General features: G+C 63.1%; 13 protein-coding genes. 9 read left to right on the forward strand and 4 right to left on the reverse strand.

Translation table 11 applies throughout. The features are described 5' to 3' along the window. Positions 1-2 precede the first annotated feature (2 nt). The gene (mfd, locus tag ACTG4J_RS04320; protein WP_439137403.1) at positions 3-3,443 is read right to left on the reverse strand and encodes a transcription-repair coupling factor; all 3,441 of its coding nucleotides are present in this window, start codon (positions 3,441-3,443) and stop codon (positions 3-5) included. Positions 3,444-3,482: 39 nt separating this feature from the next. Beyond that, complete coding sequence (locus tag ACTG4J_RS04325) at positions 3,483-4,001, reverse strand: component of SufBCD complex (RefSeq protein ID WP_439137405.1); 519 nt, start codon at positions 3,999-4,001, stop codon at positions 3,483-3,485. 169 nt (positions 4,002-4,170) lie between these two features. Between ACTG4J_RS04325 and hemB the strand changes: the two genes are divergently transcribed. From hemB to ACTG4J_RS04365, 8 genes are all read left to right on the forward strand, one after another. Next, complete coding sequence (hemB, locus tag ACTG4J_RS04330; protein ID WP_439137407.1) at positions 4,171-5,163, forward strand: porphobilinogen synthase; 993 nt, start codon at positions 4,171-4,173, stop codon at positions 5,161-5,163. Between the two features lie 128 nt (positions 5,164-5,291). Continuing rightward, positions 5,292-5,849 carry a YSC84-related protein gene (locus ACTG4J_RS04335; RefSeq protein WP_439137408.1) on the forward strand — a complete coding sequence of 186 codons (558 nt, stop codon included), beginning with the start codon at positions 5,292-5,294 and terminating at the stop codon, positions 5,847-5,849. Between the two features lie 75 nt (positions 5,850-5,924). After that, a complete protein-coding gene (locus ACTG4J_RS04340; protein ID WP_439137410.1) occupies positions 5,925-8,396 on the forward strand; it encodes a penicillin acylase family protein in 2,472 nt (823 codons plus the stop codon). A 76-nt stretch (positions 8,397-8,472) separates the two neighbouring features. Continuing rightward, complete coding sequence (locus tag ACTG4J_RS04345; protein ID WP_439137412.1) at positions 8,473-9,351, forward strand: ATPase; 879 nt, start codon at positions 8,473-8,475, stop codon at positions 9,349-9,351. A gap of 32 nt (positions 9,352-9,383) precedes the next feature. Next, positions 9,384-10,328, forward strand: a complete 945-nt coding sequence (locus ACTG4J_RS04350; RefSeq protein WP_439137414.1) for a homoserine O-succinyltransferase — start codon at positions 9,384-9,386, stop codon at positions 10,326-10,328. Next, positions 10,325-11,284: an alpha/beta fold hydrolase gene (locus tag ACTG4J_RS04355; RefSeq protein WP_439137416.1), complete on the forward strand. Its 960-nt coding sequence runs from the start codon at positions 10,325-10,327 to the stop codon at positions 11,282-11,284. The genes ACTG4J_RS04350 and ACTG4J_RS04355 overlap by 4 nt, the downstream gene beginning before the upstream one ends. A 59-nt stretch (positions 11,285-11,343) precedes the next feature. Continuing rightward, positions 11,344-12,234: a polyphosphate kinase 2 gene (ppk2, locus tag ACTG4J_RS04360; protein ID WP_439137418.1), complete on the forward strand. Its 891-nt coding sequence runs from the start codon at positions 11,344-11,346 to the stop codon at positions 12,232-12,234. 6 nt (positions 12,235-12,240) lie between these two features. Beyond that, positions 12,241-12,858 carry a TetR/AcrR family transcriptional regulator gene (locus ACTG4J_RS04365; RefSeq protein WP_439137420.1) on the forward strand — a complete coding sequence of 206 codons (618 nt, stop codon included), beginning with the start codon at positions 12,241-12,243 and terminating at the stop codon, positions 12,856-12,858. Here ACTG4J_RS04365 and ACTG4J_RS04370 read toward each other — a convergent pair. Continuing rightward, positions 12,855-14,402, reverse strand: a complete 1,548-nt coding sequence (locus ACTG4J_RS04370) for a helicase HerA-like domain-containing protein (protein WP_439137421.1) — start codon at positions 14,400-14,402, stop codon at positions 12,855-12,857. The two genes, ACTG4J_RS04365 and ACTG4J_RS04370, sit on opposite strands and share 4 nt — an antisense overlap. A 410-nt stretch (positions 14,403-14,812) precedes the next feature. On the opposite strand from ACTG4J_RS04370, the gene ACTG4J_RS04375 reads away from it, so the two are divergent. After that, a complete protein-coding gene (locus ACTG4J_RS04375) occupies positions 14,813-15,448 on the forward strand; it encodes an invasion associated locus B family protein (protein ID WP_439137423.1) in 636 nt (211 codons plus the stop codon). Between the two features lie 20 nt (positions 15,449-15,468). Here the strand turns inward: ACTG4J_RS04375 and ACTG4J_RS04380 are convergent, their stop codons facing one another. Beyond that, the gene (locus ACTG4J_RS04380; RefSeq protein ID WP_439137424.1) at positions 15,469-16,680 is read right to left on the reverse strand and encodes a beta-ketoacyl-[acyl-carrier-protein] synthase family protein; all 1,212 of its coding nucleotides are present in this window, start codon (positions 16,678-16,680) and stop codon (positions 15,469-15,471) included. Positions 16,681-16,698 lie beyond the last annotated feature (18 nt).

Here is a 16,698-nt window from a genome sequence, read left to right on the forward strand (position 1 = left end):
CGCTAGCCCTTGGCCTTTTCGGCCAGATCGCGCGCAATCGCAAAGGCGCCCTTGATCTTGTCGGCCTCGCTTGTCCAAGCCCGCATCAGCACGATCTTGTTGTCCTTGATGCGCGCCGATCCCTGTTGATCTTGAACAAAGGCCACCAGCCCCGCGGGGTTGGGGAATTTGTCATTGTGAAACTGCACTGTCGCGCCCTTTGGCCCGGCATCGAGCTTGGCGATATGGGCGCGCTTGCACATCGCCTTGATCCGCACGACCAACAACAGCGTGTTCACCTCACGCGGGAGGGTGCCGAAACGGTCGATCAACTCGGCGGCGAACCCTTCCAGATCGACCTTGGTCTCCAACTGGCTGAGGCGACGATAAAGCCCAAGCCGGACGTCGAGATCAGGCACGAAAGCCTCGGGGATCAAGACCGGCACGCCAAGGTTGATGGTGGGCGACCATTGCCCATCGGCGACCATCGGTTCGGCCACGCCTGCGCGGATGGCGGCGATCGCCTCTTCCAGCATGGATTGGTAAAGTTCAAAGCCGACCTCGCGCACATGGCCCGATTGCTCCTCGCCCACGATATTGCCCGCACCGCGAATATCGAGGTCTTGGGAGGCGATGGTGAAACCCGCCCCAAGGCTGTCGAGGCTTCCCAGCACCCGCAGGCGCTTCTCGGCGGCCGGTGTAAGCTTTTGGCGCGGCTTGGTGGTGAGATAGGCATAGGCGCGCGTCTTGGCGCGCCCCACCCTGCCCCTGATCTGGTAAAGCTGGGCCAGCCCGAACATATCGGCGCGGTGGATGATCATCGTGTTGGCAGTCGGGATGTCGATGCCCGATTCGATGATCGTCGTGGCCAAAAGCACATCGTATTTACCATCGTAAAAGGCGTTCATCCGCTCATCAAGCTCGCCCGCTGCCATCTGGCCATGGCCGATGACATAGCTGACCTCGGGCACTTGGGTTTTGAGGAACTCCTCGACCTCGGGCAGATCCTCGATCCTTGGGACCACGAAAAAGGACTGCCCGCCGCGGTAATGTTCGCGCAGCAGCGCCTCGCGCAGCGTGACCGCGTCGAATTCCGAAACATAGGTGCGGATCGCCAAGCGATCGACCGGCGGGGTGCCGATCATCGACAGATCGCGCACACCCGTGAGCGACATCTGCAGCGTGCGCGGGATGGGCGTGGCCGATAGTGTCAGCACATGCACATCCGAGCGCATTTCCTTGAGCCGTTCCTTGTGGTTCACGCCGAAACGCTGTTCCTCGTCCACGATCAACAGGCCCAGATCCTTGAAGACCACCCCCTTGGCCAAAAGCGCATGCGTGCCGATCACGATATCGACCGTGCCATCGGCCATGCCGCGCTTGGTCTCGGCCACCTCTTTCTGGCCGACGAAACGCGACAGTTGCCGCACATGCACCGGAAAGCCTCGGAAACGGTCGGCGAAGGTCTTGGCATGCTGGCGCGCAAGCAGCGTGGTTGGCGCGATAACGGCGACCTGTTGGCCTTGGGCAGCGGCCACGAAAGCGGCGCGCATCGCGACCTCGGTCTTGCCGAAACCCACATCGCCCACCACCAGCCGGTCCATCGGGCGACCTGCCTCCAGATCGGTCAGCACATCGGCAATTGCGGCCAGTTGGTCGTCGGTTTCCTCATAAGGAAAGCGGGCGCAAAACGCCTCCCACATATCGCCGGGGGGCGTCAGGATGGGGGCGCGGCGCAATTCCCGCTCGGCGGCGATGCGGATCAGCTTGTCGGCGATCTGGCGCAGCCGCTCCTTGAGCTTGGCTTTCTTCGCCTGCCACGCGCCACCGCCCAACCGGTCGAGCAGGCCATCATCCTGCCCATATCGGCTGAGCAATTCGATATTTTCGACCGGCAAGAACAGGCGATCACCGCCTGCATATTCCAAGAGCAGGCACTCATGCGGCGCACCCATCGCCGTGACGGTTTCCAAGCCCTTGTAGCGCCCGACCCCGTGATCGACATGCACCACCAGATCGCCGGGCGAGAGCGATTGCGCCTCGGTCAGATAATTGTCGGCGCGCTTGATCTTGCGTTTGGGCCGGATCAGCCGGTCGCCCAGCACATCTTGCTCGGAGATCACGCACAGCCCGTTGCCGGTGAACCCCTCGTCCAGCGGCCAGACCGCAAGGCTCAGGCTGCCCTTCGGCCCAATGCCGCGCGCATCCGCGATCAACGTCGCATCGCGCAGCCCCTGATCCTCGAGCAAGCCTTGCAAGCGCTCGCGCGCGCCCTCGGACCATGAGGCGATGACCACGGCCGCCTCTTCACGCTTTGCCTTTACATGATCAGCCAAGGCACCGAAAAGGTTTAGGGATTCGCTTTGGCGTTCAGGCGCGAAATTGCGCCCCACGCGCCCGCCCGCATCGATCACCCGCGGGCCGGGCGCGGCCGGAATCGGCGCGAATTGCAAGACGCGGTGGCCGGCGATCGCCTTGGTCCATGCAACATCGTCAAGGTAAAGCAGCCCCGGTGGCACAGGCTTGTAGACGCTATCAAGCCGCCCCTTCTGGGTCAGCGCGGTTTTGCGCGTGTCATATTGATCGGCAATGCTGTCCCAGCGCGACAAACGCTGCGCGGTGCTTTGATCGTCAAGCGTGATGCGCGCATCGGGCAGATAGTCGAAAAGCGTCTCGAGCCGGTCGTGGAAAAAGGGCAACCAATGCTCGATCCCTTGATGCTTGCGGCCCGCGCTGACAGCCTCGTAAAGCGGGTCATCGGTCCCAGCCGCGCCGAACTCGATCCGGTAATTTTGCCGAAACCGCGTGATCGCGGCCTCGTCCAAGATCACTTCCGAGACGGGCGCAAGCTCGACCCGGTCGAGCTTTTCGGTTGTGCGCTGCGTCGCCGGATCGAAGCGGCGCGCCCCATCGAGCATATCGCCGAACAAATCAAGCCGCACAGGGCCGCTTGCCCCCGGCGGCCAGACATCGATGATGCCGCCCCGCAGTGCGTAATCACCCGGCTCGCTGACAGTGGGCGTTTGCACAAAGCCCATACGGACCAGAAATTGCTTGAGCGCGGCGTCATCGATCCGCTGCCCGACAACGGCCGAGAACGCCGCCGATTGCAGCACCGCGCGGGCCGGCACGGCTTGGGTCGCGGCGTTGAGCGTCGTGAGAACGATGAACCGCCCCGACAGACCACCGGCCAGCGCCGCCAGCGTCGCCATGCGCGCCGCCGAAACCTCGGCATTGGGCGAGACGCGGTCGAAGGGCAGGCAATCCCATCCCGGAAAGGACAACACCACCACGGACGGGTCGAAAAAGGCCAAGGCGCGCGCCATCGCGGCCATGCGCTTGTCGTCGCGCGCCACATGCAGCACGGGTGCCGCAGCACCCTTGGCCAATTCCTTGAGCACAAGCGCTGCGTCGAAACCTTCGGGCGCGCCAGAGGCGAGTATATGATCGGATGTGTCGGCCATGGCCGCGTGACCTACGCCGCGGGGGGGCGGTGTCAAGCGCTAGTGCAGCGGGCTGACCGTGACATTGGTGTACATGCCCCAGAAGGCAGTGATGAAAATAGAAATAACGCCCATGAGTTGCACGATCATCCGGTGATTGCGAAGCCGCAGGTACAGCTGCTCGATCTCGGCGTTCTGCACCTGATGCGCCGTCACAAAGCTCAACCCCGTCACAGCCAAAAGCGGCAGCAACAGCAAGACAATGGCTTGGGCAAATTCGACCCCATAGGCCCAACCCAGTACCATCAACGCGCTGAGCGCAAAGCCCGAGGCCGCCACAAGCAGCGTGCCCGAGAGCGCGGCGAATTCCAAAATGCGCCTTGCGTTGACCTCGACCAAAACCAAAAGATCGCGCTGGCTGTCGGCATGACCACGGCGCGCGCGTTGGACCATATGATAGGGAATACCCAGCACCCAATGCGACAGCGATGACCACATCACGGCCAAAACGATCCAATACCAAAGATTCGAAAATGACCGGAGGTCGATCACTTCGGTGACAAGATCGAGAAAATCCAAAACTGCGCCGCCCGCATGCCGATACCGTTGCTATGATGTGTCTATACCCGCCCTGTCGGCGGTTTCCAGCCCCGGCTTGCATCAGCTTGGCACTCAGCACAACCCTTGCCCTTGTCGCCCGCCCGTGGCACCGCTTGAAGTTGCAAAGCCCGAAGGAAAGGCCCCCGCCATGCCCCAAGCCGCATTTCCAGCGATCCGTCACCGCCGCCTGCGCGCCTCGCGCGCGCTGCGCAATCTGGTGCGTGAGCATGAATTGAGCGTCAATGACCTGATCTGGCCGATTTTCGTGCGCGACGGCGTGGGCATCGAAGAGCCGATTTCCTCGATGCCGGGCGTGTTTCGCCGCTCAGTCGACAAGATCGTGGAGGCCGCGCGCGAGGCCGCAACCTTGGGCATCCCCGCGATCTGTCTGTTTCCCTATACCGACGCCGCCCTCAAGACGGCGACCTGTGAAGAGGCGTGGAACCCCGACAACCTGTCCAACCGCGCCATCCGCGCGATCCGCGATGCAGGCATCGAGATCGCGATCATGACCGATGTCGCGCTCGACCCCTACAACATCAACGGCCATGACGGCATCGTGCGCGACGGCGTGATCGTGAATGACGAGACCGTCGCCGCACTGGTCAAGATGGCGCTGGCCCAAGCCGCGGCGGGGGCCGATATCATCGGCCCATCCGACATGATGGATGGGCGCATCGGCGCGATCCGCGCGGCACTCGAGGCCGAGGGGCATCAGAATGTGACCATCATGTCCTATGCCGCGAAATTCGCCAGCGCATATTACGGCCCCTTCCGCGATGCCGTAGGTGCGTCCGGCGCGCTCAAGGGCGACAAGCTGACCTACCAGATCGACCCGGCCAACCGCCGCGCGGCGCTGGCCTGTGTCGAGCGCGACCTGATGGAAGGGGCCGATATGGTCATGGTCAAACCCGGCATGCCCTATCTCGACATGGTGCGCGAGGTGAAAGACCGCTTCGGCGCGCCGACCTACGCCTACCAGGTCTCCGGCGAATACGCGATGATCGCGGCGGCAAGCGCGAATGGCTGGGTCGATGGCGACAAGGTGATGGTCGAAAGCATGATGAGTTTCCGGCGTGCCGGCTGTGACGGTGTCTTGACCTATTTCGCACCGCGCTTGGCCAAGATCCTCAACGGGTAGCGGCCCATCGGCGGGTCAACGCCAATGATTGTGTTTTGCCCGTGACAGGGCCGCACGAAAGCCGTAGACTGCGCGGTAAGACGCGGGCAGCAAGACCCGCCCCCGAGGCTATTGGCAAGAGGCATCAGATGCGCACCATCACCCGTCGTCATTTCGTGATCACCGCCGCCGCGGTTCCGCTCGTGTCGGCATGTGGAAACGGCGTCAACTCCAGCGGCGCCCAACGTATCGACGCGCGCGTGGACAGCGCCTTGGAATTCATGAACCGCGAAGTGCCTGGCGCGCAGGAACTATCGAACAACGCGGCCGGTGTGCTGATCATGCCCTTGATCACCGAGGCGGGTTTCGGCTTTGGCGGCTCTTACGGGCGCGGCGCATTGCGCATCAATGGCGTGACGGTCGATTATTACTCGGCGACGGCGGGCACTTTCGGGTTGCAGATCGGCGCACAGCAATATGCCCATGCGCTGTTTTTCATGACCGATACGGCCTTGCAGGATTTTCGCAACTCCAACGGTTGGGCTGCGGGCGGCGATGTGCGTTACGCGCTAAACGATCGTGGCGGCATGCTTGGTGTCGATACCAACACGCTGACCGATCCGGTCATCGCCATCATCTTCGGACAGGCGGGGCTGATCGTGGGCGCCACCCTGGAAGGCACGCGCTACGCGCGCATTCTGCCCTAGGCCCCGGCGACACCACCCATTTGCATTTGCCGACGCTTGGGGTAGCAGGCGGTAATTGATTTTCGCCGAGGGATCATGGTCTTTCTGCTGCGCTGGCTTGTCCGTTTGGGTTCTGTCGCCGTCGCCCTGACGGTGGTCATCGTGCTATCCGCTTGGTGGATCGGGGCGCGTTCCATCCCCGATTACGACGCGGCTTGGTCAGTGCCGGGCATTTCCGCCCCGGTCGAGATCGTGCGCGACACCGCCGCGGTGCCCCATATCTTCGGACAAAGCGATGCAGATGTCTTTTATGGCCTTGGCATCGCGCATGCGCAGGACCGTCTGTGGCAGATGTTGATGATGCGCCGCACAGCACAGGGGCGTTTGTCAGAGATATTCGGCCCGGCCACCTTGCAGATCGACGATCTGCTGCGCCGCCTCGATATCTATCAATTGGCGGGCGACTCGGTCGCGGCCCTCGACGCCGACACACGCATGGCGCTTGATGCCTATGCCGCGGGCGTCAACGCGTGGCTCGGCCTTGTGGGCCAAGAGGCATTGGGGCGCGGTGCGCCGGAATTGTTTCTGTTCACCCCCGACATCACCCCGTGGCGACCCGCCGATAGCGTTGCCGTGACATTCCTGATGGCGCTGCAACTGACCGGCCACCACGATGAAGAGGTGCTGCGCGCCCGGCTGTCGCTGGCGCTCGATGATCCGCGCGGCCTGGCCGATCTCATGCCCGATGCCCCCGGTGCGGGTGTGGTCGAACTGGCCAGCTACCAAGATTTCTTCCACACCATCCTGCCCCGTTTCGCACAAGCGACTTCTGCGCCGCGCCACCCGCTGCATCCCAATGTGTTGGGCCGCGGGCGGGCCGGTGCCTCCAACGCTTTCGCTGCGACACCGGCGCGCGCCGCCGCATCCGGGGCGTTATTGGCCAATGATCCGCATCTGGGGCTTACCGCGCCGGGGATCTGGTATCTTGCAAGGTTGGAGTTGGCGACCGGCGGCGTGATCGGCGCGACCATTCCCGGCATGCCTGTGATCTTGGCGGGGCGTTCGGAAAGGCTGGCATGGGGGATCACCTCGGCCTATCTCGACGATATCGACCTTTATGTCGAACAGGTGGACCCCGCGAACAACGACCAGTATCGCACCCCCGATGGCTGGGCTGCATTCCGCACCGACCGGCGGGTGATCGAAGTTGCGGGCGAGGCCGATATCACCATCACCCGCCGTTGGACCGCGAACGGCCCGGTCCTGCCCGGTCAGCATTTCGATCTGGCCAGCATCACGCCCCCCGGCCATGTGATGAGTATGGCCTGGACCGCGCTGACCGACCGCAACACCTCGATCCAGACGGGGATGCGCCTGATGCGGGCGCAAAGCATCGAAGACGGGCTGGCGGCAGGCGAGGATTTCGTGGCGCCATCCCAAAACCTGATGCTGGCCGCCGCCGATGGGCGTATCGCGATGCAGGTGATCGGGCGCATGCCGTGGCGTCTGAACGGTCATGAGACCCAAGCCCGCATGCCCGCACCCGGCTGGGTGGCCGAGAACCGCTGGCAGGGGATGACGCTCTATTTCGCCAATCCGCGCTTCGTCGACCCCGAAAGCGGCATGTTGGGCAATACCAATAACCGCACTGTCGACCGGGCATTTCCGCTGCATGTCACCCATGATTGGGGCGACACACAACGCATCACGCGGCTGTCACGGCTGATGGAAGCGCGCGATGTGCATACCCGCGACAGTTTCATCGAGGCGCAGCTCGATACCGTCTCGGCGGCGGCGCGCAATATCCTGCCACTTGTCGCCCGCGATCTGTGGTTCACCGGCGAGGCCGCGCCCGCCGGGACCCCCGAACGCCGCCGCCAACGCGCGCTGGCGCTCTTGGCCGATTGGAACGGCGAGATGAACGAGCATATGCCCGAGCCGCTGATCTATGCGGCTTGGATGCGCGAATTGCAGCAACGCCTGATCCGCGACGATATCGGCCCGCTGGCCGATGCCTTTCAAAGCTATGAGCCGCTGTTCTTGGAACGCGTCTATCGCGATATCGACGGGGCCGCGCGCTGGTGCGATGTGAGCCATTCGACCGCAGCGGAAAGCTGCACCGACATCGCGCGCTTGGCGCTCGACGATGCGCTGCAATGGCTGGAAGATCGCTATGGCAGCGAGTTGGAAAGCTGGCGCTGGGGCGCGGCGCATGAGGCGCGCCATGACCATTCGGTTCTGGGCCAAACGCGGCTGTTTTCATGGATCGTCAATATCCGCCAGCCCACCAGCGGGGGGGATTTCACGCTCAACCGCGCGGCAACACCCGGCACGCTGCCCGATCCCTTCCTCAATATCCACGCAGCCGGCTATCGTGGCGTCTATGATTTCGCCGATCCCGACAGTTCGGTCTTCGTCATCGCCACAGGACAGTCGGGCAATCCCCTGTCGCGTCATTATGATGATCTGGGCGAATTGTGGCGGCGCGGCGAGTATATTCCCATGACGCTTGACCCCGAACTCGCGCGGGCGGGCAATATCGGGATTACCCGGCTCGAACCTCGCTAGGCGGCACGCATAGGCTTTTGCATCGCCGCACCCTGCGCTATGAGGCTATCGAACCCGCACGCCAAAGGCCCATGCCATGCCCCTTATCTATGATAGCCCCGCCGCTTGGGCGGACGCGCCTCAAAAGCGGCTCGCCGTCTTCGGCATGTCGGGGCTTGGCAAGACGCGGCTGGCATCAATCCTGCGTGCGCAAGGCAGTTGGTATCACTACTCGATCGATTACCGCATCGGCACCGCCTATATGGGCGAACACATCGCCGACAACCTCAAGCGGCAGGCGATGCAAGTGCCGTTTTTGGCGGAATTGCTGCGCTCGGACAGTATCTATATCGGCTCCAATATCAGCTTCGGCAATCTGGCCCCGCTCTCGACCTTCCTCGGCAAACCGGGTGATCCGGCTTTGGGCGGCTTGGATTTCGCCGAATACATGCGCCGCCAAGCCCTTCATCGCCGGGCCGAGATCAACGCGTTGCTCGATACGCCCAGCTTCGTGGCGCGCGCGCGTGATCTTTATGAATACCCCCATTTCATCGCCGACACGGGCGGCTCGATCTGCGAGGTGGTCGATCCCGAAGATCCCGCGGACGAGGTGCTGAGCGCGCTTTGCGCCCATTGCCTGATGATCTGGATCGAAGGCCCCGAAAGCCATACGCAAGAGCTGATCCGCCGCTTCGACCGCGACCCCAAGCCCATGTATTACAAGCCCGAATTCCTGCTTCCGCTGTGGCAGGGCTGGCTTGACGAACAAGGCATCACGGCGGAACGGGCCGACCCCAACGCCTTTATCCGCTATGCCTATGCCCGTGCCATGGCGCATCGCGCGCCGCTTTACGCCGCGATGGCGCGCAACTGGGGTGTCACCGTCACCGCCGCCGAGGTCGAGGCGGTGCGCGACGCCCAGGACGCTATCGCCATGGTCGCCACGGCCCTTGGCAGGGCGCGCGCGCGCAACTAGGTCAGCTTTCCCAGTCAAGGACGTCCCCCCCAATGCCCATCAAGCTACCCTCGACCCTGCCCGCCTATGCCGTGCTCAAGCGCGAGGGTGTGATGGTGATGGGTGCCGATGCGGCCGACAAGCAAGATATCCGCCCCCTGCGGGTGGGTTTGCTGAACCTGATGCCCAAGAAGATCCAGACCGAGACGCAATTCGCCCGGCTGATCGGGGCAACCCCCTTGCAGGTGGAATTGTCGCTCATCCGCATGACCGACCACGAGACCCGCAACACCGCCGCCGAGCATATGGAGGCGTTCTATCGCCCCTTCGCCGAGGTGGCCGCCACGGGCGAGAAATTCGACGGGCTGATCATCACCGGCGCACCGATCGAGCATCTGGATTTCAGCGATGTGACCTATTGGAACGAGTTGCAACAGGTCTTTGGCTGGACGCAAAGCCATGTTCATTCCACCTTCGGCGTGTGCTGGGGCGGGATGGCGATGATCAACCATTTCCACGGGGTCGAGAAACATATGCTCGACCACAAGGCCTTTGGCTGTTTCCGCCATCAGGTGTTGGAACCTGCCTCGCCTTACTTACGCGGGTTCTCGGATGATTTCATCATCCCCGTCAGCCGTTGGACCGAAATGCGCCAGCCCGAGATCGACGCCGTGTCGGGGCTGACCACGCTTTTGGGCTCACCCGAGGTCGGCCCCTGTCTGGTCGAAGATCGCGCACATCGCGCGCTCTATATCTTCAACCATTTCGAATATGACAGCGATACGCTGAAGCAGGAATTCGACCGCGACACCCAGAACCGCACGCCGATCAATGTGCCGATGAATTACTACCCCGAGAACGACCCTGCCCGCGCGCCGCAGAACCGCTGGCGCAGCCATGCGCACCTGCTCTACAGCAATTGGATCTCGGAGATGTATCTGACCACGCCTTTCGACATGGCCGAAATCGGACAACGCACCACCGATTGGCGGGAATGAACACCGGCACAGTCATCGTCTTGCTCTGCGCGGCGACGCTGTTGGGGCTGTGGGTGGTGACCTTATGGCGCGCGGCCCGCAACGAGGTGCGCGCGCGCGAAACCCACCCACCCTTGGGCCGCTTCGTGATGGTCGGCGGCAAGCAGCTTCACCTGCTGCAAAAGGGGCAAGGCCCCGATCTGGTGCTGATCCATGGCGCAAGCGGCAATATGCGTGACTTCACCCATGACCTGATGGACCGGCTGGCGCCAAGCTACCGTGTCACCGTGTTGGACCGGCCCGGTCTGGGCTATTCCCAGCGGCTCGATCGCGATGGGGCCACGATCTTCGAACAGGCCGATCATCTTGCCGCGGCGATGGCCGATCTGGGCGTGCAGCGTCCCTTGGTGCTGGGCCATTCCTATGGCGGGGCGGTGGCGCTGGCTTGGGCGGCGCGCCAACCGGGGCTGGTGGCGGGACTGGTCTTGCTTGCGGCGGCCTCGAACCCGTGGAACACGCCTTTGTCGCGCTATTACAAGATCTTGTCGCACCCGCTTGGGCAAAGGTTGGCGGCACCGATCCTGACGGCATGGGTGCCGCAGCGCGTGGTGACGGACACGATCGCACAGATCTTTGCCCCTCAACCGATCCCGCCGGGCTACGCCGATTATATCGGGGCGGGGCTGACGCTCCAACGTGACGCCTTGCGCGAAAACGCGTTGCAGCGCGCCGGTATCTTGGCCGAGATCGACCAACTCGTGCCGTGCTATGCGGGCCTCGATCTGCCGGTCGAGATCTTGCATGGTGATCGCGACACGACGGTGGGGCTCGCGATCCATTCCATTCCCCTGTCCCGACAGCTGACAGGTGCGCGGCTTTGCGTCATGGAGGGTGTGGGTCATTCGCCCCATCACGCTGATCCCGATGCGGTGCTTGCCGCCATCGACCGTGCAGCCCGGCGCGCCGCATTGCGCTAGGCCCGCCTTACCCCTAATGTCAAAGGCTGTAACATCCCCTGGGGACATGGTGAGCGCGTATGTCTAAACCTTTCAACGGCGCCATTTCGGCGTTTTACGAGACCGAAGCCCCTGCCGATATCCGGCAGGCGATCATGGCCGCGAAAAAAGACGAAATCATCAATCCGAGCTTTCCCTATCGCGAACGCATGGACCGCGATGACTACGAGGATCAACTCGCCGCGCTACAGATCGAATTGGTGAAATTCCATGCTTGGGTCCGCGATACCGGAAAGCGCATCGCCGTGATCTTCGAGGGGCGGGATGCCGCGGGCAAGGGCGGCTGCATCGCGCGCGTGCGCCAGAACCTCAACCCGCGGGTGGCCGGTGTCGTGGCGCTGTCCAAACCGACCGAGCGCGAGGCCGCGCAATGGTATTTCCAGCGCTACATCGCCCACCTGCCCGCCCGTGGCGAGATCCGGCTTTTCGATCGTAGCTGGTACAATCGCGGCGTTGTCGAGCATGTCTTCGGCTTTTGCACGCCTGACGAACGCGAAAGGTTTTTCCTGCAATTGCCCGATTTCGAACGGATGATTGTCGATGACGGGGTCGTGCTGACAAAGATCTGGCTCAATGTGGGGCGGGCCGAACAATTGCGGCGCTTTCTCGACCGCGAGGGGGATTTGCTCAAGCAATGGAAACTCAGCGCCATCGATGTGGATGGGCTGAAGCGCTGGGGAGGCTATTCTGCCGCAATCGCCGAGACGTTGCGGCGCGGCCATAGTGCGGATGCGCCTTGGACGGTGATCCGCTCGGATGATAAGCGCAGGGCAAGATTGGCGGTGATCCGTGCGATCCTTGCCGATCTGGATTATGATGGAAAAGATCCCGAGATCGTCGGCCGCCCCGATCCCGCCATCTGCGGCGGACCCGAGATCTGGACCGATAACGTCACCGACGAGGTGGCCTGAGGGCAAATGAGCAAACGCGGATATCATCACGGCAATCTCAGGCAGGCATTGGTCGATGCCGCCCTTCTTCTGATCGAAGAGATGGGGCCGACGGGCTTTACCTTGTCCGAGGCAGCCAAGACCGCTGGCGTCACGCCCGCCGCGGTCTATCGCCATTTCGAGGGGCGCGAACAGCTGATCGCGGAATGCGCGCTGCAGGGCCATGATATCTTCGCCGATCTGATGGAACATGCATTCGCCGATGGTCAACCCTCGGCCCTTGCTGCCTTTGAGGCGACGGGCCGGGCCTATCTGGCCTTTGCACGCAAATATCCCGGCCATTACATGGCGATGTTCGAAAGCGGCACATCGGTCAATGCGACGCCGGAACTGGCGGCGGCGGCGGCGAAATCGCGCGGCGTTCTGGAACGTGCTGCGCTGGCGCTGTCCGAACATATCCCGGTCGAAAAACGCCCGCCGCCTGCGATGTTCTCGGCCCATATCTGGGCGATGAGCCACGGGGTGGTCGAGTTGTTCGCCCGCGGGCGACCGGGCGCCACGGCCCCCTTCTCGCCCGAGGATCTGCTCGAGTCGGGGATCGGCATCTACCTGCGCGGTCTTGGGTTGATCGCGCCAGACGCTTAGCGCCCGCGAAAAAGCCCTCCCAAGATCCCCCTGACAACGGCCTGCCCCGATTTGGTGCCGAGTTGGCGGGCAAAGCTTTTGGCAAAGGCCGCGCCGACACTGTCGGAGCGGGTGCTGCTCGTCGTCCGGCGGCGGCTTTTTGGCGCGTCATCCGCAGAATAACGCCGCGCGGATGTGAATTCGCGCGCCTCCTCGGTCGCGCGGCTTGCCGCCTCTTCGGCGGCCTCAGCGTCGCGGGCTGCGGCAGCGGCGCGCGCCTGCAAGATCTCGAAGGCGCTTTCGCGGTCGATCAGCCGGTCATATTTCCCCGCCAAGGGCGAGGCTGCGATCACGGATGCGCGCTGGCTGTCGCTGATCGCGCCCAAATGCGAGGATGGCGGCCGGATCAAGGTGCGCTCGGCCATGCCCGGCGCGCCCTTGCGTTCCAGCATCGAGGTCACCGCCTCGCCGGTGCCGACCTCGCGGATCGCATCCTCGATATCGAAGCGGGGATTGTCGCGGTAATTCTGCGCGGCTTGGCGCAGATCTTGCCGGTCCTTGCCGGTAAAAGCGCGCAGCGCATGCTGCACACGGTTGCCCAGCTGGCCCAAGATATCCTCGGGCACATCGGCGGGGTTCTGCGTCACGAAATAGACCCCCACCCCCTTGGAGCGGATCAGGCGGGCGACCTGTTCGACCTTGTCGACCAAGGCCTTGGGCGCATCCTCGAACAGCAAATGCGCCTCGTCGAAGAAAAAGACCAGCTTGGGTTTATCAGGATCGCCCACCTCGGGCAGGGTTTCGAACAATTCCGACAACAGCCACAGCAAGAAGGTCGCGTAAAGCCGCGGGCTTTGCATCAGCTGGTCGGCGGCAAGAATATTGATCCGCCCCGCCCCAGTCGGATCGGTCAAGAACAGGTCGTTCAGATCCAGCGCCGGTTCGCCGAACAACCTGTCACCGCCCTGCCCCTCCAGCACCAAGAGGCGGCGTTGGATCGCCCCGATCGAGGCGGGCGCGACATTGCCGTAGCGCAGGCTCAGCGCATCGCGCGCCTCGCCCAGAGAGGTCAGCATCGCTTGCAGATCCTTAAGATCGAGCAGCGCCATTCCCTCTTCATCGGCGACGCGGAAGGCGATGTTCAGCACCCCCTCCTGCGCCTCGGTCAACTCCAGGAGCCGCGCCAGCATCAATGGCCCCATCTCCGAAACCGTGGTGCGGATCGGATGGCCCTTCTCGCCATAAAGATCCCAAAATGTGACCGGAAACGCCCGATAGGCATAATCGGCAAAGCCGATGCGTACTGCGCGTTCTGTAAAGGGGACATGCAGCTTGGCCGTTTCGCTGCCCGATTGCGACAGCCCGGCCAGATCGCCCTTCACATCCGATAAAAAGACCGGCACGCCAGCGGCCGAGAAACTCTCGGCCAAAATCTGCAATGTCACGGTCTTGCCTGTGCCCGTCGCACCCGCGATCAACCCGTGACGATTGGCGTATTTCAGCAAAAGCTGCTGCGGGCCGGCATAATCCGGGCCACCCCCGCCGATAAAGATTCCCTGATCCATGCGCGTTCCTCACTCGTTACTTGGGCTAACAATACAATCTAAACCTTTCTGCGCCAGTCTTTCCCAGCGATCACCGCGGGGTGTATCGCTGACTTCCTCCCTGTTGACTGGCCGCGCCTGCAAGGGCGCGGCATTTTTCGCCTCAAGGGCGCGGTAAGACGCAACATCATTGCCCTGTTGACGGATGGGATTCTGTATCATAGCGTCTGCTTCAGAATGTCGGCCAGTCCGGCAGGGAGAGAAAAAAATCAGCAAAGGGTCCGATCTTCGGGCCCTTTCGCCTTTCTGGCGGGTGCCTGCGCGAAAGCCCGCCTCGCCCGACGCATCACAAGATTTTGCCCCTGACAGTCTGCAAGACGCGTGCTAGCCAATGGCCAAACGGCCAACGGGCCGAAAAAGGAGTTGCTTCGATGTTCCATCATCCCGCCCTGCGCGCCGGACTGGCGATTGTCGCGATTGCATTGGCACCCGGCCTCGCGCAAGCCCAAGCCACGCAAAGCGCCGAGGGTCTGCCCACCGGAGAGGTTCCCGTCGGCACGACCTATGTCGCCGAAACCCATGGTGATTGGGAAATCCGCTGCATCCGCGCAGAAGAAGGACAACCCGAGCCTTGCCAACTCTACCAGCTTTTGCGCGACAGCAACGGCGGGGCCGTGGCCGAGTTCAACATCTTCGACATTCCCGATGAGGGCGCGTTGGTGGCGGGCGCCACGATCGTCACCCCGCTCGAGACATTGCTGACACCGGGCATCCGCTTGCGGGTGGATGAGGGCAATTGGTCGGAATACCCCTTTGCCTTTTGCCAGACCATCGGCTGCTTCGCGCGCCTTGGGCTGACCCAAGATGACATCACCGCCCTGCGCCGCGGCTCAACCGCCACGGTGGCCTTGGTGCCGCTGCCCGCCCCGGATCAGCTGGTGCAGATCGCGGCCTCGCTTGCCGGGTTCACCGCAGGTTTCGCCGCGCTCGAGGCGCGCAATGCCGCCGCGCTCAGCTTGCTCGAACAACTCCGCCAAGACGCGGCCGCCAGCCCCCCGGCCCAGTGATCCCGCATCATGCGCCCATGCTAGGGCGCGCGGCGCAGGGCCAACACTGCGTTGAAGCCGCCAAAGGCAAAGGCGTTGGACAAACACGCCTCGACACGGGCCTCGCGCGCCTCGTTCGGCACGACATCGAGGGCGCATTCGGGATCAGGCTCCTCATAGCCGATGGTGGGCGCGATGATCCCGTCGCGCAGCGCCATGATACAGGCCAAAAGCTCGACCGCGCCGGTGCCGCCGATCAAATGCCCATGCATCGACTTGGTCGATGAGATCATCAACTCATCGGCATGATGGCCGAACGCATCGGCCACAGCGGCGCATTCCACCTTGTCATTGGCGGCCGTCCCGGTGCCGTGGGCATTGATATAGGCCACATCCGAGGGGTTGAGCCGCGCATCCTTGAGTGCGCCCGCGATGGTGCGCGCCGCCCCCTGTTTCGAGGGCATGACGATATCGGCCGCATCCGAGGTCATGGCGAAGCCCACCACCTCAGCCAAGATCGCGGCACCGCGCTTTTTGGCGTGTTCATATTCCTCGAAGACAAAGATCGCCGCCCCCTCGCCCTGCACCATGCCGTTGCGATTGGCGCTGAATGGGCGGCAGGCATCCTTGGACATGACGCGCAGCCCTTCCCAGGCCTTGATACCACCAAACGACAGCATCGCCTCGGAACCGCCGGTCACCATCACATCGACAGCACCCCCGCGGATCAGCTGAAACGCCAGCCCCATCGCATGGTTGGAGGAAGCGCAAGCCGTGGCGACCGAAAAGCTCGGCCCCTTGAGGTTCCATTCCATCGAGACATGTGAAGCGGCGGCATTATTCATCAGCTTGGGCACGACGAAGGGATGGACGCGGTTTTTCCCTTCTTCGTAAACCGTGCGGTAATTTTCATCCCAAGTGTTCACGCCCCCCCCCGCAGTGCCAAGCACCACGCCCGAGCGCACCGCCAACTCGCCCGCGAAGGACAGGCCGCAGCCGTCAAGCGCTTGGCGCGCGGCGATCAGGGTGAATTGCGTGAAACGGTCGTACAGCGCGATCTGCTGGCGGTTGAACAGCGCCTCGGGGTCGTAGCCCTTGATCTGGCCGCCGATCCTGACCGAAAGCCGCTCGACATCGCGCAGCTCCAACTCGCCGATCCCGCAACGCCCCTCGCGCATGGCGGCCAGTGTCTGCGGCACACCTTGGCCAAGCGCGTTGATCGTGCCTTGGCCGGTGATCACGACGCGGCGCATTGCGTCTCAGGCGCCTTT

The organism is Roseicyclus sp., from assembly GCF_965662675.1.
Taxonomy (GTDB): domain Bacteria; phylum Pseudomonadota; class Alphaproteobacteria; order Rhodobacterales; family Rhodobacteraceae; genus Roseicyclus.

Bases quoted from the DNA above. Each gene is read 5' to 3' on its own strand.
- mfd (WP_439137403.1), bottom strand. From the start codon at position 3,443: ATGGCCGACACATCCGATCATATACTCGCCTCTGGCGCGCCCGAAGGT.
- hemB (WP_439137407.1), top strand. From the start codon at position 4,171: ATGCCCCAAGCCGCATTTCCAGCGATCCGTCACCGCCGCCTGCGCGCC.
- ACTG4J_RS04335 (WP_439137408.1), top strand. From the start codon at position 5,292: ATGCGCACCATCACCCGTCGTCATTTCGTGATCACCGCCGCCGCGGTT.
- ACTG4J_RS04340 (WP_439137410.1), top strand. From the start codon at position 5,925: ATGGTCTTTCTGCTGCGCTGGCTTGTCCGTTTGGGTTCTGTCGCCGTC.
- ACTG4J_RS04345 (WP_439137412.1), top strand. From the start codon at position 8,473: ATGCCCCTTATCTATGATAGCCCCGCCGCTTGGGCGGACGCGCCTCAA.
- ACTG4J_RS04350 (WP_439137414.1), top strand. From the start codon at position 9,384: ATGCCCATCAAGCTACCCTCGACCCTGCCCGCCTATGCCGTGCTCAAG.
- ACTG4J_RS04355 (WP_439137416.1), top strand. From the start codon at position 10,325: ATGAACACCGGCACAGTCATCGTCTTGCTCTGCGCGGCGACGCTGTTG.
- ppk2 (WP_439137418.1), top strand. From the start codon at position 11,344: ATGTCTAAACCTTTCAACGGCGCCATTTCGGCGTTTTACGAGACCGAA.
- ACTG4J_RS04365 (WP_439137420.1), top strand. From the start codon at position 12,241: ATGAGCAAACGCGGATATCATCACGGCAATCTCAGGCAGGCATTGGTC.
- ACTG4J_RS04370 (WP_439137421.1), bottom strand. From the start codon at position 14,402: ATGGATCAGGGAATCTTTATCGGCGGGGGTGGCCCGGATTATGCCGGC.
- ACTG4J_RS04375 (WP_439137423.1), top strand. From the start codon at position 14,813: ATGTTCCATCATCCCGCCCTGCGCGCCGGACTGGCGATTGTCGCGATT.
- ACTG4J_RS04380 (WP_439137424.1), bottom strand. From the start codon at position 16,680: ATGCGCCGCGTCGTGATCACCGGCCAAGGCACGATCAACGCGCTTGGC.